Consider the following 22,392-nt stretch of genomic DNA (forward strand, 5'->3'; position numbering starts at 1 on the left):
TGTGACATAGCCCGGATGCAGCGTGTTAGCCTTTTGAAGGCAAACGCCCGGTTGGCCTGGGTTTGGGCGGCGACCGGAGGGAGCCGCCCAAACCTTGGCAAAACCGCGTTTGCAGAAAAAGCTAATAGCGAAAGCCGGAATAGCTTCAAATCATTTCAATTCGAGAATCCACGACGATTTAGGCGCAATGTTGATGTCTTCTTTGAGGTTGACGCTGTTCCCGGTAATGACGTCCTTTCCTGTCGAGAAATTCCTGAAGGCTTCGGCGAAACGCTCCGTTTTAACGATCGATGGCTTGTCTGAATTGTTGATGACGACCATGACGGTTTCTTTGTCGTCATATCGAAAATACACATAAACATTGTGCTCCGGAATGAATTGCATGGTCTTGCCGGTGTGGATGACCGATTTGCTTTTTCTCCAGTTGAACAACTTGGACGAAAAGTCAAAATATTTCTTTTGGGTTTCCGAACGACCTTCGGCTGTGAAAGCGTTTGATGCGTCCGCTTTCCATCCGCCGGGGAAATCGCGCCTGATGTCGCCGTCTCCCTTTCCCTTGTCGCCGGCCATTCCGATTTCTGAACCGTAGTAAATTTGCGGAATGCCGCGAACCGTTGCCAGCAGCGTCATCGCCATTTTGTAGGATCCGAAGTCTTTGTAACGCTGGTTGAAGCGTTGGGTGTCGTGGTTCTCGGCGAAAATCAGGATGGAATTGATGTTGGGATACAAAAAGTCATTGGCGAAATTGTCGTACATCCTGATCATGCCTTTGTCCCACGTTCCTTCGTGTTCAGCAAACGCGGCTTCGATGGCGTCGTGAAGCGTGAAATCCATTACAGACGGAAGATTGGAATTGTAGTTTTGGATCGCCCCGATCTTGGAATCCTTTTGCCAATATGCCATTTGTGCCTGGTCGTGCATCCAGACTTCGCCTACGATGTTGAACTTCGGATATTCGTCTGTGATGGCTTTTGTCCAATCGGCGATTCCTTTTTTGTCGCAATACGAATAGGTATCGACGCGAAAACCGTCGAGGTCGGCGTATTCGATCCACCAAATGGCGTTTTGCGTGAGGTACTTTACGACCAATGGATTGGCTTGGTTCAGATCCGGCATTGAGCGCACGAACCAGCCGTCGACACAATATTTTTTATCTCGCTCGGAAGTATTCGGGTCGAACTGCGTCGTCATGCGATAGTTGCTTTGGCCGTAGCCGGGAAACTGGTGGATCCAGTCGTACATCGGCAAGTCCTTGATCATCCAATGCTCGGCTCCCCAATGGTTGGTGACGTAGTCGAGAATGAGTTTCATGTCGCGTTTGTGCAGCTCAGACGAGAGTTTCACATAATCTTCGTTCGTTCCGTAACGCGGATCGATCTTGTACACATCCGATTGGGCATATCCGTGATAAGAACCTCTTTCGTCGTTGTCTTCGCAAAGTGGCGTATTCCAGATGGCTGTCGCGCCGAGGTTTTTTATGTAGTCAAGGTTGTCGATGATGCCCTGGATGTCGCCTCCGTGGCGGCCGTGATCGCTCGTGCGGTTCGACTTTTCCTTGGTGTCTTTGGTATTGTCATTCTTGGTATTGCCGTTTGCGAAGCGGTCCGGCATGATGAGGTAGACAAGATCTGAGGAGTCGAAACCTTGTCGCGCCGCCGAATCTTTTTTGCGGGCTTTGAGTTCGTATTTTTTGGTAAATTTGGCTTTTCCGTTGTCCGAAAATGTAAACGTGATTTGGCCCGGCGCGGCGTTTTTGGTGTCGATGGTGACGAACAGATAGTTGGGATTGCTTGTTTTCGTGACGTCTTTTACCGGAATGTCGTTGGAAACCGCCACCTGGAAACCGTTGATGTTTTTGCCGTAGAACATTACTTGTAGTTCCGGGTTTTTCATGTTGGCGTACCAAAAAGGCGGCTCGGTTTTTTGGAGCTGGGCGGTGGCGGCGGTTACCGTTAGCAGCAGGAATAGTAATTGTTTCATTTCTTGAACTGTTTAGAAGTTATGAGTGGTTGTTTGCTCAGGCTTCGCCTGAATCATTTTTTTGAACCATTAAGCGCATTAAGCTCATTGAGGTTGCAATCTTGTAATTCGGACTTCGTTCAAATCCATGTAACGATACATCCTCATATTTCAAACTCATAAAATTTGTTTACGAACGGCCGCATTGAGCGAGAAATATTGACAGCGTTAAAATTTATCAGTAAACCTTGCGGACATTTTAGAAGCTTCATATATGTTAACACTTGTGCCTCGTGAATCGGTAAAAGAGAATCTACGGTTTTCAGTTCTATGACTATCAACCCGTTTACGAATAAATCAACTTTCAAATTGTGATCAAACTCTAAATTGTCGTAAACAATTTTTATCGGATGCTGCCTTATTACAGAGAACCCATTTTTGATGAGTTCGTATTCCAAACATCTTTCATAAACACTTTCCAATAAGCCCGGGCCAATCGTCTTATGCACCGTTATCGCGCATCCAGTAATTGCGTAGGATAGCGTTGTGACGTCTTCTTTTCTCATACCAACAAGAAAAGAAGAAATTAGTAACGGCATTTACAGATTTCCTGTAAAAATTCTTAAATGCAAAAACTTAATCTTAATGAACTTAATGTCCTCAATGGTTTAAAATATTAAACTGTCACTGCTCCATTGGGCTCAACCGTGACGCTTTTACCATTTACGAAAACGGTAAGCTCGTTTCCGCCTTCCAAAGCGAAATCCGTTTTACCCGACTGTACCGAAATCTTCAAAATCTGCCCGCGGAAATTGATCTTGAACGAATATCCGTCCCATTCTTTCGGGATCCTAGGCTCGAAATGCAACTGACCGTCCTTTACACGCATGCCGCCAAAACCTTCCACGATGCTCATCCAGGTTCCGGCCATCGAGGTGATGTGCAAACCCTCTTCGACTTCTTTATTGTAGTCGTCGAGATCGAGGCGTGAGGTTCGCAAATAGAACGTGTAGGCCATGTCCATTTTGCCCAAAACCGCCGCCTGTATCGAATGGACGCAAGGCGACAGTGAACTTTCATGAACGGTGAACGGCTCGTAAAAATCGAAATGCCGCTCGAGATCTTCTTTCGAAAAATGATCCTCGAAAAAATAAAATCCCTGAAGCGTGTCGGCCTGTTTGATATAAGGCGAACGGAGAATGCGGTCCCACGACCATTTTTGATTGATCGGCCGTTGGGATTTATCGAGGTCGTGCACTTTGACGAGTTCTTTGTCCAAAAATCCGTCTTGCTGCAAATAGACCTGGTGTTCTTCGGAATATGGAAAATACATCTTATCGGCCACATCCTTCCACTTCGAGATTTCGCCCAATGTCAAATCGGCCTTAGCCAGGATGCGGTTGTAATCTGAATGGTATTCCGAACTGACTTTTTCGAGCTGCTCCACCGTGTAATCGATGCACCATTTCGCAAGGTAATTCGTGTAAAAATTATTGTTGACGTTATTCTCGTATTCGTTCGGCCCGGTTACGCCCAAAATGACGAACTGGTTTTTAGCCGTCGACCACGTCGCGCGTTGATGCCAAAAGCGGGCAATCGCAATCAAAACTTCAAGCCCTTTTTCGGGGACGTAGGAGTAGTCGCCCGTGTAACGTACATAGTTGAAAATAGCGAACGCGATGGCGCCGTTCCTATGGATTTCCTCGAACGTGATTTCCCATTCGTTATGGCATTCTTCCCCGTTCATGGTTACCATCGGATACAGAGCCGCACCATTCGTAAACCCGAGTTTCGCCGCGTTTTCGATGGCCTTGTCAAGTTGGTTGTATCGGTAAACCAACAGGTTTTTCGCCACTTGTTGGTCTTTCGTGGCCATGTAGAACGGAATGCAGTATGCCTCGGTATCCCAATACGTCGAACCACCGTATTTTTCTCCCGTAAAACCTTTCGGCCCGATGTTCAGACGTGAATCCTTGCCGGAATACGTCTGGTTGAGCTGGAAAATATTGAATCGGATGCCTTGCTGTGCCTTCACGTCGCCTTCGATCGTGATGTCGCTCATTTCCCAGACTTTTGCCCAGGCCGCAATCTGTTCCTGCAACAACGTGTCGTAACCTTTCGCTTTCGCGGATTCGATTGCGGAATCAGCCGCCGCGATGGTGTCTGCGTGGTTCATTGAAACCGTGTAACCGCCCACTTTTTGAATCGAAGCAACCTGGTTTTTCGCAACCGAAACCGTATACTGGAATTGGATTTTATCGCCTGATTTTTGAACGTTTTCGGTTAAACCGGATGCATTTCCGTCTACCGAAATGACGTTGTACATAAAAGTCGTCGCCGTGAAATGGGTCTTGAAAGTGCGAGCCGTCACAAACGCTTTTTCGCCTTGTTGTTCAGCTGAAATCGGTTCCCAGAACTTCTCTTCCCAATTGGCGTCTTCGTTGTGCACGCCGGCGTCTACATAAGGTTTGAAAACGATTTTTGCGTCTTGGTTCAACGGTGTGATTTGATATCGGATGATACCCACTTCGTCGAGGTCTGCGCAGAGAAAGCGTCTTACATCGACCGAAATTTCCGTCCCGTTCTGCAATTTCGCTTCGAACGAACGGTTGTACCAACCTTCCCTCATGTTGAGTTCGCGCTTGAAGTTTCTCACTTCGGCACACGTATTCAGGTCGAGTTCTTCACCATTGATTTCGATATCGATCCCAATCCAATTCGGGGCGTTCAACACCTTTGCAAAATACTCGGGATACCCGTTTTTCCACCATCCGACCTTGGTCTTGTCCGGGTAGTAAACACCGCCGATATAACTTCCCTGAAAAGTTTCCGCTGTATATTTTTCCTCAAAATTCGCTCGTTGTCCCATCGCGCCGTTTCCTATGCTGAAAAGGCTTTCGGACGATTTCACGCGTTCGCGCTCGAATCCTTGCTCGATGATGGACCAATTGTCTGGTTGTATGTAGTCCTGGTGCATTTTGTCTTTTTTTGGCGAAAGTCGAAAGTCAATAAGCGAACGATGGTTCTTGAGAATTCGAGTTTCGGGTTATGATTGATGATGTTGTTTCCGAAAGTCACCGTAATTGCAGCGAGATCCGGTTTGGTTATGATTGTTGTTTATCTAAAGCCGAACGCCAAATGTGAACGACGATCCGACTTTTATATATCTACTACTTTTTGACCAGCGTGTCGATAAAACTCAAATCGATCGTCACGAAGTCCGGGAAAATGTATTGCGCCTTTCCTAGGAATTTCGCCTCTCCGATCCCGACACTCGTCATGCCCGCAATGTTCGCTGCGTCGATTCCGGCAAACGAGTCCTCGAACACGATGGAATTTTCGTTTGAAATGCCGAGCTCGCGGGAGGCGCGTTCAAAAACTTCGGGATCGGGTTTGGCGTTGGTCACGTCGTTGCCGTCCACGATCACGTCGAAATAGTCGATGATGCCCGTCTTTTCGAGTATGATGCGCGCATTTTTACTTGCGGAACCCAAAGCTATAGGCTGACCGTTCTCGCGCAGGTAATCCAACACGTGCATGACGCCGGGAAGAATTTCGCTTCGGTCCATGTTTTCGATGTAGGCCAGATAATCGTCATTTTTTTGCTTGAGCCATTTGTCCTTGTCTTCCTGGGTGGCCTCGGCTTTGCCTAATTCGAGGATGATTTCGAGCGATCGGACGCGACTGACGCCTTTCAGGGCTTCGTTGTGTTCCGGCGTAAATTCGATACCGAGCGAATCGGCCACTTTGCGCCACGCCAGGAAGTGATATTTTGCCGTGTCTACGATCACGCCGTCAAGGTCGAAAATGAATGCTTTTTTGTTCATTTAGATTTGGGTTGCTTGGTCTTTGTCTTTTACTTTAGAAACGAGCAATGCCGCAATCAGGAAGCTGACACCGCTGGTCATAAGCGCGAAAATGGCGTTGTCGTGGTATAAGAATTTCACGAGCGGACCACCAATCAATGCGTTGATGATTTGTGGGATTACGATAAAGAAATTGAAGATGCCCATGTAAACGCCCATTTTTTTAGGCGTGATCGAGCCGGCCAAAATGGCGTACGGCATTGCCAGGATGCTTGCCCAGGCGATTCCGATGAAAACCATCGAAAGCACAAGCCAGTTCTCATCAGGCATGAAATACATCGAGATCAGTCCGATACCGCCGATTACAAGCGATAATGAATGGGTGAGTTTGCGTCCGATTTTTTTGGCGATCACCGGCAAAGCGAATGCAAATATCGCCGAGACACCATTGTAAATGCCGAACAAAATTCCAACCCAGTCGCCGGCTTCCTGATAGGTGGCGCTTTTGGTGTCGGTCACCGGTAAACCATAGATATGGTGGGCGATCGCAGGTGTCGTGAAAACCCACATACCGAACAATCCGAACCACGAGAAAAACTGCACCCAACTGAGTTGGCGCATCGTAACGGGCATTTTCCTGAAATCTTCGAAAATGTCGATGAGTCGCGCTTCTTTTGCGGGTTCCGGATTGCCGAGATTTTCAAGCGCCAAAGCTTCGGCACTTGCTTTTTCTTCAGCAAAACGGGAGAGTTCTTCGGGCGAATATTCCTTTGTCGTCAGAACGGTCACCAGGATCGATACCACGAGTACGCCAGCACCGATTACAAAAGAGTAGATCAAATGTGGCGGAATGCTGCCGTCGTCGGATTTGTTGACGATGCCGAACCAGTTGCCGAGCATCCAGGGCAAGGCCGATCCGATCACGGCGCCGATTCCGATAAGTGCAGTCTGGACGCTGAATCCCAATGTCGTTTGGTCGTTGCGCAGATTGTCGCCTACGAGTGCCCGGAACGGTTCCATGGCGACGTTGAAGGACGCGTCCATGATCATGAGCATTCCGGCTCCGACCCAAAGGGCAGGAAGAAAGGCGGTGAAAATATCGGCTTGCGGCATCAGGATCAATCCGACGGAAGCGAGCAGTGCGCCCACGAGAAAGAAAGGCTTTCGCCTACCGAAACGTCCCCACGTATTGTCGCTGTAATGACCGATTATCGGCTGGACGATCAATCCCATCAACGGAGCAATGATCCAGAACCACGAGAGTTCGTGTACGTCAGCACCAAAATTTTGGAGAATCCTGCTCGCGTTGGCGTTCTGCAGGGCGAATCCCATTTGTATTCCCAAAAAGCCGAAACTCATGTTCCAGATTTCGAGGAAACTTAATCTACGCTTTTCCATTTATCGCAATGTAATGGTTACGACAAGCGCCAGGCTTATCAACTTGTTTGGTTTCGAAGTAGCAACAAGCTTGATAATGGCATCAAATATAGCGTTTAATTCAAAAAATGGTTTTTGGATTCCTGAAAAACGATACGGAAATTGTTAAGTTAACGTTTTCGTGTTGAAAACTTGACGGGTTCGGAAATGGCGATCCATCGGTCGGCCCGAGGTCGCAACGCCCGAAATTGCCGCTAGAAATTGCCTTTTTTCAGAGAGGTCGTCGATTCGCGCTCGACCAGATGCGTCTCGATAACTTCAGTGCGGTAATGTTCTTCCTGTTCTTCCTCGGCATCCTCCATTTCAAGGCGTTGGATGAGCATTTTGGCCGCTTTTCCGCCCATTTCGATTCCGTCCTGGCTTACCGTGGTAATGCTCGGAGACGAATATTTGGAAATGATGCCGTCCGTGAATCCGATGACGGAAATATCGGACGGGACGTCGAATCCAGCCTTCTTGGCCGCCTTTATCGCCGTGACGGCAAACAGTTCGTTGACGGCAAAGACCGCATCAGGTTTGTTGGCAGCGATGAATCTCTCAATGTCTTCGGCGCAATTGTCGATGTCTTCTATGCGCAAAATCAGATTTTCATCTACCGCGACGTCGTTGGCGCGCAATGCCCTGAGATACCCTTCGGTACGCAACTTTCCGACGCTTACGTAATCTACCGTCGTGATCATCGCGATTTTTTTGAATCCGTTGTTGATGAGTCGCTCGACCGAATCGAAAGCCGCGCGGTTATCGTCTATGATGACCTTGTCGCAAAGGATATCGTTGGTCACGCGATCGAACATGACTACCGGCATTCCCTGGTTGATGACCTCGATGATATGATGGAAGTCGCCTTTGGACTGGGTTTCTTTCGACAGCGACATGATAAAACCGTCTATCGATCCGTTGGCGAGCATTTCCATGTTGATGACTTCCTTGTCGAAGGATTCGTCCGAAAGGCAAATGATCACGTTATAGCCGTTTTCGCCCGCAACCTGCTCGATTCCGCTGATCACCGTAGCGAAAAAGTGGTGGACGATTTCGGGAATTATGATGGCAATGGTCTTGGTTTTTCGATTCTTTAGGCTCAACGCGATGTTGTTCGGCTTGTAATTGTAGAGTTTGGCGAACGCCTGCACCTTGAGACGGGTGTCTTCGCTGATCTCGGGACTGTCGCGAAGGGATTTTGAAACCGTTGAGATCGAAACGTCCAGTTCTTTTGCAATTTGTTTAAGGGTGATCTTCCTCTTCATGTCGTGCTATTAGAAATTTTAATTTTCGGAATTATGTGTAAAGGCGATTGAGAAATCTGTAATAAGCCCTTGTAAATGCTGCAATTATGCGAAAGTTTTCAACACGAAAACGTTTGCGCGACCCTTTCTGGTAGGGTCGAACGAAATCGTATGAGATTTTACTTAATTTTAACATTCGAAGTAGTGTACAAGCTAAACAAACAGATTTTTTAACCTAAACAAAATGTATGAAAACAATTTACAAAAAGTTGTTCATTTTCCTACTGCTTTTACCTTTTGGTGCCCTCGCGCAGAGCATTAAGGGAACGGTGACCGAGAAAGCAACTGGTCAACCGTTGCCTGGAGTAAACGTAGTGGTTCAGGGAACTACTAATGGTACTTCTACCGATTTCGACGGTAATTATACCTTAAATAACGTAAAGAAAGGCGACAAAATCGTTTTTTCTTATATCGGATTTAAGGAAGTCGTCGTCGATTACAACGGTCAGGCTACTTTGAATCAAGGCATGGAAGAGGATGCCAACCAGCTTCAGGAAGTCGTGGTCCAGGTAGGTTACGGTACCGTAAAGAAAAAGGACGCTACCGGTTCGCTTACCACGGTAACGACCAAAGATTTCAACAAAGGAGCCAATGTCACTACTGAGAACCTTTTGCAGGGTCGCGTCGCGGGTCTTACGATCAATACGAGTGGTGCGCCAGGTTCGGGATCTGAAATCAGGATTCGCGGCGGAGCGTCTCTAAATGCGAGTAACGACCCACTGATCGTCGTCGATGGCTTGCCTATCGAGAACGCTACCGGTGCAGGATCTACTTCCTTTCTTGCCACACTGAACCCGAGCACGATCGAATCTGTTACCGTGCTCAAAGATGCATCGGCTACGGCGATTTACGGATCGCGCGCCTCAAACGGCGTCATCTTGATCACGACCAAAGGCGGATCAAAGAATCTTTCGGTAGAATACAATTTCCAATACGGATCAGGAAAGCACTACAACGAAGTGGATGTTTTCAACGCTAACCGCTACCGCGAGATGATCCAGTCGCGCTATGCCAACAACGCAGGTGTGCTTGGAATGTTGGGCACGGCGAACACAAATTGGCAGGATGCAATCTATCGCCGCACAGATTTCGTAGATAACAACGTATCGGTAAGAGGAAACCTGCTTGGCTTTATTCCGACTCGCGTAACGATCGGAAACACGTATCAGGAAGGTTTGCGCCTTACGAATTCCTTCAACAGGAACACGGCCAACATCACCATGAACCCTACGTTCTTTGACAATCACCTGAAAGTGCGTGTGAACGCCAATTTCTCGAATGAGAGAAACCGTTTTGCAGATGGTGTCGAAGGTTCCGCGATCATTTTCGATCCGACGCAGCCGATTTACGACGCAACGTCTCCGTTCCAGGGATTTTTTGAATATTACACTACGGGAACAGACGGAAACGGCAACCCGCAATACACGCTTAAAAATGCGCCACGCAACCCTGTCGCCCAACTTTTGCAGACACACGATCGGGGGGAGAACAACCGTATTTTGGGCAACGTTGAGCTGGATTACAAACTGCATTTTTTCCCGGACCTTCGCGCTGTCGTGAACGTTGGTTTCGACGAATCGAAAGGGACACGTACCCGCGATGCTGCTCCGGATGTGGTGGCAACCGCCGGTCAAAACGGTGCAAACCGCTTCGGGACACATGAATATACGGAGTCCATCCGTCGTAACAAGTTGCTCGACATGTACCTGAATTACAACAAGACAATCGGTGATTTCGTCATCGATGCGACGGCAGGTTACTCGTACCAGCAATTCAACGCCCAGTCCCGCCTAACGGGAAATATTTTGAATCCTGACCTTCCGGATAATTTCCCTGAAGAAAATACGGATACTCCTTATACGCTTATCGGATTTTTCGGAAGAGCGAACCTCACATGGAAAGACAAATATTTGTTGACCGTGGCCTATCGCCGCGACGGATCGTCTCACTTTGCCAAAGAAAACTGGTGGGGCAATTATCCGGCAGCTTCCCTCGCGTATCGTATCAGCGAAGATTTCTTCAAGGATAGCAAGACGATCTCAGACTTGAAGCTTCGCGTCGGATACGGAATCACAGGTCAGCAGAGCATCCCGAATGACGTTTACCAGAGAACGGTTGCGCTTGGAGACGGAAACTCTCAGTATTTTATCGGAAATACGCCTATCACGATCGCTATTCCGAACCGTCTTACGCCATCCATTCAATGGGAAGAAACCACTACCTACAATGCAGGTTTGGATTACGGGTTCTTTAACAACCGTATTTCCGGCGCGATCGATGTGTTCTACAAAGTAAGCGATAAATTGCTTGTAGACGCCGCTGTGGCGGATGGATCCAACTTCTCCAACCGCGCTTTCCAGAACGTGGGCAGTTTTACCACAAAAGGTATCGAATTCTCGATCAATGCGGACATTGTGCGCGCTGAGAACTTTAAGTGGAATGTGAATTTCAACGCGACAACGTACCGCCGGGAAATCGACGAGCTTATTTACCACCAGGATTTTCCTGTGGGAGGTAACGTAGGTGGAACCGGAACGCCTGGGCAGGTGTTCAGCGAAGGAATGGCGCCGTTCAGCTACTACGTTTACAAGCAGCTCTACAACGAAGCGGGCCAGCCTATCGAAGGCGCTTTCGCAGACTTGAACGGAGACGGAATCCGCAACGAGAAAGACAAATACATCTACAAAAACCCTGATCCGGACGTTACCCTTGGTTTCGCCTCGACGATGAACATTTACAAGAATATCGACTTCTCGTTCAATATGCGCGCAAGTTTGGGCAACTCGGTCTACAATGGTGTGAATGCTGCACAGGCGCAATATGGCACGATCCAGCAAACCGGAGATGCGCTTTACAACTTGCCGACCAACGTCATCGCGACAGGATTCACGACTACTGCAGACGTGTTGCTGTCTGACTATTTCATCGAGGATGCCTCATTCCTCCGCATGGATAACATGACCGTTGGCTACACGTTCCCTAACTTCCTTAAGGATGGCGGATCGGTCCGTCTGTCGGCAGGCGTCCAGAACGCGTTCATCATCACCGATTACAGCGGACTTGATCCTGAGATCACAGGCGGGCTTGACAAGACGATTTATCCGAGACAACGCACCTGGTTGTTTGGCGTAAACTTCAAATTCTAAAAAATTGATTATGAAAAAAATAAAATTCAGCTTACTGTTTTTGGTCATGACCGCCTTTACGTTCCAGTCGTGTATAAACGATCTGGAAGTGGAGCCGCTTGACGACGATACTTTCCTTTCGGAAAAATTCTTCGCGTCGTCTCCCGATTCTTACAAGCAAGGTCTTGCGGGGATTTACGGAAACCTTACCCTTACGGGCGCAAATGGACCGGGATCGTCACCTTTGCAGGGAATCGACGCCGGTACGAGCCAGTTCGGGCGATGCCTGCTTTATCTTCAGACGCTCACTTCGGACGAAATGATCTGGAGTTACGAAAACGACGCGGGAACCCGTGAATTGCAGCGCAACATCTGGACGTCAGAAAACCCGATCTTGTTGGGAATGTTCTCGCGTATCATGTTGGAAGTCGCTTACGTGAACGAATACCTTCGCCAAACGACGCCTGAAAAACTAAGTGCCAGAGGCGTTACGGACGCAGCCCTGATCGCCGAGATCGAAACCTATCGCAACGAAGTCCGCGCATTGCGCGCCTATTCGTACTACGTGATGATGGATTTGTTCGGAAAAGCACCGATGGTTACAGAAAACGATCCGATCAATTTCCGTGCACCACAGGTGGAACGCGCGGAACTTTTCGAATTCGTGGAAACGGAACTCAACGCCGTCCTTCCGAACCTTAAAGATGCGGGAACGAACGAATACGGCCGTTTGGACAAAGCATTCGCTCAGATGGTGCTCGCTAAGATTTTCCTGAATGCGGAAGTCTATATCGGGGCAAACCGCTATTCGGACTGTCTGACGCAGTGCAACAACATCATCGGCTCCGGCGCGTTTTCGCTTCAGGGCAACTACCTGAACAACTTCAATGCTGACAACCACACGTCTCCCGAGATGATTTTCACGCTTCAGTCTGACGGTATCCGCACCCAAAATTACGGAGCCACGACGACGATCGTAAACGGGGAAGTCGGTTCGGTTGAGGCAAACGGTGCACAACTCGGCGTTACTCCGGGATGGGGCGGTGCTTTGCGATTGAGAAGGCAAATGGTCGAGAAATTCGATGGTTCTGATTTCGATTTCGACGTGCGCAAGCAAATCATTTCGGGCGATCGTCCAATCGACATCACCAACATTGCCAACCAGGGACAAGGTTTCATCACTACGAAGTACACCAATATCACATCAGGTGGCGTCGTAGGAAGCAACCAGGTTTTCGTCGACACGGATTTCCCGTTGTTCCGTCTTGCGGATGTTTACCTAATGGCGACCGAAGCTTCGTTGAGAGGCGGAGGTGCGTTTGACGGCCTGACCTACATCAACGCATTGCGTACCCGTTCAGGAGCAGGCACGATCACGGCCGGCGAATTGAACTTGCCGTTCATCATCGACGAACGTTTGCGCGAGCTGTATTGGGAATCGCACAGGAGACAGGATTTGATCCGCTTCGGGCGTTACACTGGCGGCGCCTACAATTGGGCATGGAAAGGAAACGCACTCAGCGGCGTTGCAATCCCTGCTACTTACAGTGTCTTCCCGTTGCCTGCACAATCGATTGCGGCCAACCCGAATCTGACACAAAATTCTGGATACTAAAAAATTGACTAAACGAAAATAAACTTAAAATGAAAAGAATTTCCAAAATAGTTTTAGCGGCCTTCATCGCCACGGGCGTATGGTCTTGTCAGGATGATGACAATTTGATGTTTACCGAGCCGGTGGCCGGAGATTTCGTACTCAACACGCCTGGAGTGGGAACGGCTATCGTCCTTACCGAGGATATGCCCCAGGACAACATCGCAGCCACTTTTACATGGGATGCGGTAGAATACACGACACCGACAGAAGTTACCTACGAACTCCAGTTCGCCAAAAACGGCACTGATTTCGCCGAGCCGATGACAATGTCGTCCTCCACGCTGCGTTCTTATTCGATTACCAATGCACAGTTGAACAACGCAGCCCTTGCAATGGAACTCACTCCTGAAGAACCGAATGCCATCGACGTTCGCGTCATTGCAACAATCGGTACTACGGGTTCTGAGCCGAAAATCTCCAACGTCCTTACATTTGTAGTGACGCCTTATCCGAGCAACGAACTGATCAACTTCTATTTAGTCGGAGACGCTACGGAGTTTGGCTGGAACAACAACAATGCGAACGGCGCACTTTTCCGCGATGGCGAAAACCTCAATCTGTATCACTACACCGGATATTTCAACACCGGAGGTTTCAAGGTATTGAGCGCTTTGGCGTCTTGGCACCCGCAATACGGGTCGGCTTCTGCCGGCGTTCTTGGCGTTAGCAACCCAGACGGAAGCAACGAGCCGGGATCTTTTAACATTTCTACGGCGGGTTACTATACCTTCACCATGGACGTTGAAGCCATGACTTACACATTGGACGAATACAATGCTTCGGCGGCTCCGACGTTTACGAGCGTGGGAATCATCGGAACGGGGACCATCGACGATTGGAACAGCGACCAGAACCTGGTAAACTCTGCACAAAATCCACACATCTGGAAAGCTACAGGAGTAGAGCTCACGGCTGAGAACATCAAGTTCCGCGCTAACGACAGCTGGGATTTGCCAGGAAACTGGGGCGGAGGAACGCTTAATTCCGGACAGGTTGCCGTAAACGGAGGCGATTTCCTTGGAGTTGAGATCGCAGGCTCTTACACGATTTATTTCAATGACCTCGATGGACGTTACGTCTTCATCCTGGAATAAGCTACTTAGCATAACCAAAAGGGCTGTCCGACACGACGGCCCTTTTTTATCTTTTTCAGACATGAAGCATTTTTATCTCGGATTATTGCTTGTTTTCGGCTCGCTTTTTTCATCGGCTCAGGTTACCACGACACCTGCAGCTTTTGAAGCGACCCAGGCGGTAACCATCAATTTCAATAAAACAGGGACGCCGTTCGCGACCTACACGGGAACGATCTATGCCCATATCGGCGTAACCGTCAACGGACAGGTTTGGCAGAACGTGAAAGGGTCTTGGGGAAACAACACTACCCAACCTGCATTGACCAACGTGGGCGGCAACAATTACCAATTGGCCATCACGCCTAATCTCTACACGTATTTCGGTGTTCCAACGACGAGCACGATCTCGGCGATTTGCCTGGTTTTGCGAGGCGCTACAGGTACTCCTCAAACGTCTCCGGACATCATAATTCCGGTAGGCGAGTTTCAACTTACGCTTAGTTCCCCAGGCGTGAACAGCACGACGCTGCTGAATTCCGGCGGAAGCCTTACGATTTCCGCATCCAATACGGGAGGCGCGGCGAGTTATGAATTATTGGCCAACGGCGCCAGCATCAACACATTTTCTGGTTCGGGTTATTCGTTTACCGACACGAACATTACCGTAAACAAATTTTACGAGTTACGGGTTTCCCAAGGGCAAACGACGCACACGCGTAAATTTTCGGTTATGGTCAATCCGGGAACGGTGACTGCGGCTATGCCCTCCGGTTTGGAAGACGGGATCAATTACAATCCTTCCGACGCCACGAAAGCCACGTTGGTTTTGACGGCGCCCGGAAAAGATTTCGTTTACGTGGCCGGAAGTTTCAACGGCTATCAGCCAACGCCGGCCTACGCGATGAAAAAAGACGCGACGGCGAATAAATTCTGGCTGGAACTCACGGGATTGACATCGGGTCAAACCGAAACTTACCAATATTGGGTAGTCGACCAAACGCCGACGGCCAATTCGCCGGCACTCGTCAAAACCGCCGACCCTTTTTCGACGCTTGTGTATTCGCCTTTTGACGACGGCGACATCCCTGCGGCTAGCTACCCGGGTCTGCCCGATGGGTTTCCAGAAGGCGTGCAAACCGAAATCACAGTGTTGAAGACGGGACAAACGTCTTACAACTGGCAAGTCAACAACTTCGTGAAGCCGGCCAAAGAGGATTTGGTAGTCTACGAAGTGCTGATCCGGGATTTTGACGGCGCCCGCAACTTCCAGTCGTTGATCAATCGCATCCAGTATTTCAAGGATCTCAAAGTGAACGCCATCCAGCTGATGCCGGTCATGGAGTACGAAGGCAATGAAAGCTGGGGCTACAATACCTCGTTTCACATGGCACTCGACAAATATTACGGGACGGCCGACAAACTAAAGGAATTCGTCGACCTTTGCCACCAAAACGGAATCGCCGTCATCCTTGACGTCGCGCTTAACCACGCTTTCGGACGCAATCCGATGGTGCGCATGTGGATGAAAGATGCAGACGGTAACGGTTTTGGCGATCCGGCTTCGGACAACCCGTATTTCAACGAGTTTGCGACGCATGCTTATAACGTCGGAAGTGATTTCAATCATCAGTCGGCTCTTACGAAATATTATACGAAACGCGTCATCAAGCATTGGATCAAGGAATTTCACATAGACGGTTTCCGATGGGATCTTACGAAAGGCTTCACCCAGAACTGCCTCAACAATAACGGAAATTGTACGGACAGTTACCAGCAGGACAGGGTCGACGTGTTGAAAGATTACGTCAACTACTCGTGGGACGGCGATGTGGCGGGAACTCCAAACATGTGGTCGGGCGATCCGACGCATTACGCCATTTTTGAGCATTTAGGTCCCGATAACGAAGAGCAGCAATGGGCCAACCACCGCATTGGCGAAACGCCTAGCAAAGGTGTCATGATGTGGGGCAACGTCACCGGACCTTACGGCCAATTGTCGATGGGTTTCAACTCCAATAACGACATTGCGCGCATGGGCCACACGGCTCACAACTTTAGCGGCAAACGCGTGATTGGTTATGCGGAAAGCCATGACGAAGAGCGCCTGATGTACAAAAATCTCGCCTACGGTAACAATTCTACTCCGGCTCACAACGTGCGCAACCTAAGTGTTGCGTTGTCGAGAATGTCGGCTATCGGCGCGATTTCGCTTTTGGTTCCGGGGCCGAAAATGATCTGGCATTTTGGCGAATTGGGAATGGATCTTTCAATTTTCACATGCACCGATGGAACGGTCAATCTTCCGGATTCCGGTGCGGCCGGGGACTGTAAGCTCGCGACCAAACCGCAGCCGCAATGGACGGGCAACTATCCGACGGCGCCAGGTCGTTCGCAAATCCTTGCCGATTGGACCAAAATGATACAGCTCAAGACAACACAACCCGTTTTTAGGGCGTCGTACGACCTGAATTCCGGTACGACGTTAACGCCTAGACTTTACGTGTACGACAACACGATGCCGGCGACCCAGTTGAAGAACGTCGTGATCCTGACCAATTTCAACGTGACCAGCCAGGCCGTCGTAGCCAACTTTCCGTACGCGGGAATTTGGTACAACCTGATGGACAATACACAGGTAAACGTGACCAATCCGAATATGTCGCTTACGCTGGCGCCGGGCCAATTCCGCATTTACGGAAACCAGCTTCCGAACCTCGTCACCGATGAGTTCGACACGCTGGAGCACGTTTCGCTCTATCCGAACCCAACAAGATGGCAGTTTTCGATCAATGCCAACGTTTCCAAAGTAGACGTGTTTTCCTTGACAGGGCAATTGGTAAAACGCTTCCAGGGCGACTTTACCGACGCGTCCAGCTTTGACATCACCGAGCTCAACAGCGGAATTTACATCGTAAAAGTTACAGACGTGAACAGTCGCGAAAAAGCGATGAAGCTCGTCAAAGAATAGATTTCGAGTTAGTTTTAAGTTAAGTTAAGAAAGGCCTTTCCGATTCGGGGAGGCTTTTTTTATTTAGACCGTCCGAAACCCGATCCAAGCCCGAGCATACCTTGAACGGCTGCGAAATGAAAGTGCCGATTACCTGCATAATCTGTAATAAAGATGCCATAATGTAAAACCGCCATTTTAACATATGTTCTATCTTTGAACCATGAATCCACGCCTCAAAAACATCAGCTTAAAGATACTTAAGTGGCTCGGGATCGGCATCGCGTCGATCTTACTGCTGCTTTTCCTGATTCCGATCCTGTTTCCCGGCCAGCTCGCCGAACAGGTCAAAGCGTTCGCCAATAAGAAGCTTACGGGTGAATTGAATTTCAAAGAGGCGAATATTTCGTTCTTCAACCACTTTCCGTCGTTGACGGTCACGCTTGACGAATTTTCGCTAATGGGATCGGCTCCGTTCGCGAACGACACTTTGGTTTCGGCTAAGGAAGTCGCATTCGGGATCAATCTCAAGCGGTTGATTTTCGACAACCAAATCAGCATTGACGAGATTTATGTAGACGATTCCCGCATCAACGTCATGGTCAATGAAAAAGGAGAGGCCAATTACAACGTTTATGTTTCCGAAGAAAAAGAAGAAGAAATAAAAGACACGGTTTCCAATACGTCACTGCGTCTCGACCGCATCGACATCTCGCATTGCCGACTGAGATACGAGGACAAATCGGCTAAGATTTTGGTCGCTGCCGAAGATTTCAATTATCTCGGCAAGGGCAACCTCGATTCGGACGTATTCGATCTTGAAACCGATGCGGAGATCAACAACCTGGATTTCGTTTACAACGGCGAACCTTATCTGCAACGCAAAAACGTGAGTGCCGAACTCGTGACGCGCATCAATACCAACGCGCTTACGTTCGCCTTCCAGCGCAATGACTTGAAGATCAATAAGCTTCCGATCAATTTCAAAGGTGCGCTCAACATTCTTAAAGAAGGCTATTATATAGATGTGGAGGTTTCGAGCATGGGCAGCAACCTACAGGATTTGTTTACCGCTTTGCCGCCTGAATATGTGACCTGGCTCGAAAGTTCAAAGGTTAAAGGTGGCATCGATTTGCTATTTATGTTCAAAGGGCGATATGACGCCAGGACGAACCGCAACCCGTCGATTTCGTTCGATACGCGAATCACGGACGGTTACATCGAATACAAAGACGCTCCCTTTCCGACGTCCGACATCAATTTGAATTTCAAGGCGCTGCTCCCGGCGCTCAACACGGACAGCCTCAGCATCAAGCTCGACTCGCTCACGTTTCGCGTCGGGAAAGAATATTTCAAGGCATTCGTCGAAACCCGGGGATTGGACAACATGGCGGTCAAAGCCAACGTAAAGGGTAATCTCGATTTGGAAATGCTCGATCGATCGCTTGGTTTGAGCAACCTCGACATGAAAGGGAAATTGTCCGTCAACGTCGAATCGGACGGTGTCTACAACGCCCAAAAGCGGTTATTTCCGAAAACCAAAGGGCGTGTTTTGCTCACAAACGCGTATTTGAAAACCGAATATTATCCGAACGCGATTACCGATATCAACCTTGACATCAATGCCGTCAATGACAACGGACAGTTCAACGACACGCGTATCGCCGTAAAGCCGGCCAAATTTACGTTCGAAGGCAATCCGTTTTTTGTAGACGCAAAAATCAGCAATCTCGACGACGTGGATTATGACGTCAAGGCAAAAGGCACTATCGACGTAGGCAAGATTTACCAGGTTTTCCGCCAGAAGGATATAGACGTGACGGGCTACATCAAATCTGACGTGCGACTTAAAGGCCGTCAAAGTTATGCGACGAGCGGGCGTTACTCTAAACTCGACAACAGCGGAACCTTGCTGATACGCGATATAAAAGCTACCATGGCGTCGTTTCCGAAAGCGTTCCTGATCAAGGAAGGAAGCTTCGTTTTTGACCGCGAAAAAATGCACTTCAGGAAATTCAACGCCAATTACGGCCAGTCGAACTTTGCACTCAACGGAAAACTCATCAACGCCATCAATTACCTGTTCGAGAAACGGGGCACACTTCACGGCGGTTTCAGGCTCGATTCGAAATATATCAACGTCAATGAATTCATGGCGCTCGAACCGGGCACGAACCAAGATAAAAAGCCGGAGGTCGAAGCCGGGAAAAAAACGGGTACGACTCAATCGGGCGTGATCGTAGTGCCGACAAACCTCGACGTTTTCCTGACCACGAACATTGACAAAGTCACATATGACAAATTCAATCTGGAGAATGTAGAAGGAACCGTCGGAATCAGTAAGGGACAGGTTTTGTTCAAAGGCACCCAGCTCGATATCATCGGGGCGACATTGAACCTTGACGGAATGTATGACGATGCGTCGGCGACCAAAGCCGGTTTCGATTTGCGGTTCCGTGCCAAAAATTTCGACGTAAAGCGGGCGTTCAACGAAATAGAAATGTTCAAGGAACTCGCAACATCTGCCGGAAAAGCGGAAGGGATCATCTCGGTCGATTACAAGCTCAACGGCGAACTGGATGGGAACATGAACCCGATTTACCCGTCGTTGGAAGGCGGTGGTGTCGTTTCCCTAAAAAGTATCAAGATACGAGGGTTGAAAATGTTCGGAAGCATCAGCGATAAAACCGGTTCCGACGGATTGAACGATCCTGATTTGTCACGCGTCGACATTAAAACGACGATAAAAAATAACGTGATCAAAGTCGAAAGGACACGCATGAGCGTTTCGGTTTTCAAGCTCAGATTCGAAGGCAAAACCAGTTTTGACGGTCAATTGGCGCTCAGGATGCGACTTGGTTTACCGCCGTTCGGGCTCGTCGGGATCCCCATAGCGATCACCGGAACACACGAAGATCCCAAGATAAAAGTGTTCAGCAAGACCACGGAAGCCGTTCCGGAAACCCAATACAAGGGCGACAAGGTGATAGACGATGCGAAAGGTGCTGCGACTCCGGCAAAAACGTTGGTCGAGAAAAAGGAAAAATCCGAAGCTGACGAACAAAAAAAGGAAAATAAAAAAGACGATAAGACAACCGAGGCGAGAAAAGAAGACGACGATAAAAAGGCCGCGGAGAAGAAAAAAGACGAGAAAGCAGCGGAAAATAAAAAAGACGAGAAAAGCCCGGACAGCGAAAAATCCGGTGACAAGAAAGCGAACGGTAAAGGTTGAATTTGCCCTATGGCGCAATCCGACTGACATCCCTGATAATATGAAAAGCCGAAAGTAAACTACTTTCGGCTTTTTTGTTGATAGACGAATTGCTTTTACCGGGCACTCAAATCATAATTTTCTTGAGGCCTTCTGCAATCGACTTCCAGAACATATTGTAGAACGATTTGTCCTTTTCGCGTTCGACTTCGATTTCGGCCTTCTTGACTTTTTCATCTGAATCTTTTTTGACGAAAATGCCCGCTACGGCTGTCAATAATTTGTTCTTTTTGTTTCGGTCTTTCTTTTTGTAGATGGTAAACTTCAGATCGTCATAGTTGACGCCAAACGTTCCTTTTGCACCATTGTCGTTACCGCGAAAGTCAAAATAGACCTCGTCGAGCACACCTTCGCCAATCGCGTTGATATAGGGCTTGCTAAAAGGAGCCAGTCGCTCAACCGGGAAATTCTTTATGCTTCCGACGATGCGAAAACCGTCCGATTTATCGAGTACGTTCAGACGCCAATCTGCTTTCAGCGGCGCCACGTCCATAAATTTCGCCTCGATGAAAATGCGCACGTCAGGCAGTTTCTTTTGTTCGAACCCGCTGTAAATGTGAAGCGCGGTAAGGTTAAACGGACTCCATCTCAACTTTCCGGGCGCCACGTCGTTCACCTGTTCTTCATATTCCAATATTGAATTGCGGATGGCCAGCGTATCAATCCTCAAATCGAATTTCAATTCGCGCAACAAGGCGTTGTACAGTTTTTTCTTGCGAAGGTCGTCGGTTTTGCGCTTGTCGCGGAAAATGTTGGCATTCACGCGGTCGAGCCGGACGGTTTTAGAATGTACGAACATCGAATCGTCCTCTCGGAAGCCCCAGGAAAGGTCGTCAAGACTGAGTTTTTTGACTTTTATGTTGTACAGGTCGCGTTCGGACGCAATCGATCGGACGAATGTCTTCCTGTCCATATCGCACAAATACTCGAGATCGTGAAGCGTAAATCCATTGTTTTTGGTTTCGATCCTGCCGGTTTTCACGTGATAGAAAATGTTCGGTTTGAAGAAAACGCTGTCACAAGTGAACGCATACGTCTCGTAGGAAAACGGCACTTTTCGCTTGAGTTGGGCGTCGTTGATCCCGATGCCGTCAAGCTCGATATTCACGTTGCTGGCGCGCAGCATTGGTTTTTCGTTTTTCGGATACAAGATCGTCACGTCGCCATTGCGGAGTTTCACGCTACTGACGCTGATGATTTTGCCGAATGGTTCGACGACGTCAGCTCCGATGCTTTTGGAATAGTCGATTTTCTTTTCGTCCTTTTTATAAAGCGTCACTTTCGGCCGGTTCACGACGATCCCGCTGGCCTTGATGCGGTCGCTGAAAATGAGGTTCCAAAGACTGACGTTGTTGACTTCCACGGATTCCACGGTGGCATAAATACCTTTTTTATGGATGCTGTCCGCGAGTGAAGCCTTTGGCACTAAAACGATTTCCGAAGCTTTGATACTGGATGAAAGCAAGGAAACATGCAGGTTTTTATACGTGATGTAATATGGCGACTTGTTGCGTTCGTTGATTATTTTGGGAAGTTCGGCATCTATCCAATAATAATTGAAAAAAAGGCCGAAGCCTAAAACGAGCAAAAGCAACACGCCAAAACCGACCAGGATTTTTTTCAGGTATTTTTTCATCTTGCTTAAAAGTAGCGAAATTCGGTCGTGGCACGGGATATATTGTGATATTATTACAATTGAAAATTACAGATTGCACGGGTTCGTTCACCCGTTTCGGTGTTGTAGTATGGCGATATTGCCGAGATCAGATGGAAGTCAAAACCGATATGCGGAATGTGGAGGCGCCAGGGAATCTTCACCGGATACATTTGT

General features: G+C 48.6%; 12 protein-coding genes. 5 read left to right on the top strand and 7 right to left on the bottom strand.

The features are described from left to right. Positions 1-150: 150 nt before the first annotated feature. From HC229_RS11400 to HC229_RS11425, 6 genes are all read right to left on the bottom strand, one after another. Positions 151-1,980 carry a glycoside hydrolase family 13 protein gene (locus HC229_RS11400; protein WP_191020620.1) on the bottom strand — a complete coding sequence of 610 codons (1,830 nt, stop codon included), beginning with the start codon at positions 1,978-1,980 and terminating at the stop codon, positions 151-153. Between the two features lie 143 nt (positions 1,981-2,123). Beyond that, positions 2,124-2,558, bottom strand: a complete 435-nt coding sequence (locus HC229_RS11405) for a GxxExxY protein (RefSeq protein WP_332871647.1) — start codon at positions 2,556-2,558, stop codon at positions 2,124-2,126. Positions 2,559-2,635: 77 nt separating this feature from the next. Further along, positions 2,636-4,936: a glycoside hydrolase family 65 protein gene (locus tag HC229_RS11410; RefSeq protein WP_191020622.1), complete on the bottom strand. Its 2,301-nt coding sequence runs from the start codon at positions 4,934-4,936 to the stop codon at positions 2,636-2,638. 193 nt (positions 4,937-5,129) lie between these two features. After that, positions 5,130-5,786: a beta-phosphoglucomutase gene (gene pgmB / locus HC229_RS11415; protein ID WP_191020623.1), complete on the bottom strand. Its 657-nt coding sequence runs from the start codon at positions 5,784-5,786 to the stop codon at positions 5,130-5,132. Beyond that, the gene (locus HC229_RS11420) at positions 5,787-7,163 is read right to left on the bottom strand and encodes an MFS transporter (RefSeq protein WP_191020624.1); all 1,377 of its coding nucleotides are present in this window, start codon (positions 7,161-7,163) and stop codon (positions 5,787-5,789) included. A gap of 233 nt (positions 7,164-7,396) precedes the next feature. Continuing rightward, entirely contained in the window at positions 7,397-8,446 is a 1,050-nt protein-coding gene (locus HC229_RS11425) for a LacI family DNA-binding transcriptional regulator (RefSeq protein WP_191020625.1), read from the bottom strand. A 227-nt stretch (positions 8,447-8,673) separates the two neighbouring features. On the opposite strand from HC229_RS11425, the gene HC229_RS11430 reads away from it, so the two are divergent. From HC229_RS11430 to HC229_RS11450, 5 genes are all read left to right on the top strand, one after another. Further along, the gene (locus HC229_RS11430) at positions 8,674-11,631 is read left to right on the top strand and encodes a SusC/RagA family TonB-linked outer membrane protein (protein WP_191020626.1); all 2,958 of its coding nucleotides are present in this window, start codon (positions 8,674-8,676) and stop codon (positions 11,629-11,631) included. A 10-nt stretch (positions 11,632-11,641) separates the two neighbouring features. Beyond that, positions 11,642-13,225 carry a RagB/SusD family nutrient uptake outer membrane protein gene (locus HC229_RS11435; RefSeq protein ID WP_191020627.1) on the top strand — a complete coding sequence of 528 codons (1,584 nt, stop codon included), beginning with the start codon at positions 11,642-11,644 and terminating at the stop codon, positions 13,223-13,225. Between the two features lie 29 nt (positions 13,226-13,254). After that, positions 13,255-14,361, top strand: a complete 1,107-nt coding sequence (locus HC229_RS11440; RefSeq protein ID WP_191020628.1) for a SusE domain-containing protein — start codon at positions 13,255-13,257, stop codon at positions 14,359-14,361. A 61-nt stretch (positions 14,362-14,422) separates the two neighbouring features. Then, on the top strand, positions 14,423-17,311 hold the full coding sequence (locus tag HC229_RS11445) for an alpha-amylase family glycosyl hydrolase (protein ID WP_191020629.1): 2,889 nt from the start codon (positions 14,423-14,425) through the stop codon (positions 17,309-17,311). Positions 17,312-17,513: 202 nt separating this feature from the next. After that, on the top strand, positions 17,514-20,522 hold the full coding sequence (locus HC229_RS11450; protein ID WP_191020630.1) for an AsmA family protein: 3,009 nt from the start codon (positions 17,514-17,516) through the stop codon (positions 20,520-20,522). Between the two features lie 106 nt (positions 20,523-20,628). Here HC229_RS11450 and HC229_RS11455 read toward each other — a convergent pair whose 3' ends face one another. Further along, complete coding sequence (locus HC229_RS11455; protein ID WP_191020631.1) at positions 20,629-22,197, bottom strand: hypothetical protein; 1,569 nt, start codon at positions 22,195-22,197, stop codon at positions 20,629-20,631. Positions 22,198-22,392 lie beyond the last annotated feature (195 nt).

Source organism: Flavobacterium selenitireducens (assembly GCF_014748335.1).
Lineage (GTDB): Bacteria > Bacteroidota > Bacteroidia > Flavobacteriales > Flavobacteriaceae > Flavobacterium > Flavobacterium selenitireducens.

Bases quoted from the DNA above. Each gene is read 5' to 3' on its own strand.
- pgmB (WP_191020623.1), bottom strand. From the start codon at position 5,786: ATGAACAAAAAAGCATTCATTTTCGACCTTGACGGCGTGATCGTAGAC.
- HC229_RS11445 (WP_191020629.1), top strand. From the start codon at position 14,423: ATGAAGCATTTTTATCTCGGATTATTGCTTGTTTTCGGCTCGCTTTTT.
- HC229_RS11435 (WP_191020627.1), top strand. From the start codon at position 11,642: ATGAAAAAAATAAAATTCAGCTTACTGTTTTTGGTCATGACCGCCTTT.
- HC229_RS11440 (WP_191020628.1), top strand. From the start codon at position 13,255: ATGAAAAGAATTTCCAAAATAGTTTTAGCGGCCTTCATCGCCACGGGC.
- HC229_RS11425 (WP_191020625.1), bottom strand. From the start codon at position 8,446: ATGAAGAGGAAGATCACCCTTAAACAAATTGCAAAAGAACTGGACGTT.
- HC229_RS11420 (WP_191020624.1), bottom strand. From the start codon at position 7,163: ATGGAAAAGCGTAGATTAAGTTTCCTCGAAATCTGGAACATGAGTTTC.
- HC229_RS11430 (WP_191020626.1), top strand. From the start codon at position 8,674: ATGAAAACAATTTACAAAAAGTTGTTCATTTTCCTACTGCTTTTACCT.
- HC229_RS11400 (WP_191020620.1), bottom strand. From the start codon at position 1,980: ATGAAACAATTACTATTCCTGCTGCTAACGGTAACCGCCGCCACCGCC.
- HC229_RS11450 (WP_191020630.1), top strand. From the start codon at position 17,514: ATGAATCCACGCCTCAAAAACATCAGCTTAAAGATACTTAAGTGGCTC.
- HC229_RS11410 (WP_191020622.1), bottom strand. From the start codon at position 4,936: ATGCACCAGGACTACATACAACCAGACAATTGGTCCATCATCGAGCAA.
- HC229_RS11405 (WP_332871647.1), bottom strand. From the start codon at position 2,558: ATGCCGTTACTAATTTCTTCTTTTCTTGTTGGTATGAGAAAAGAAGAC.
- HC229_RS11455 (WP_191020631.1), bottom strand. From the start codon at position 22,197: ATGAAAAAATACCTGAAAAAAATCCTGGTCGGTTTTGGCGTGTTGCTT.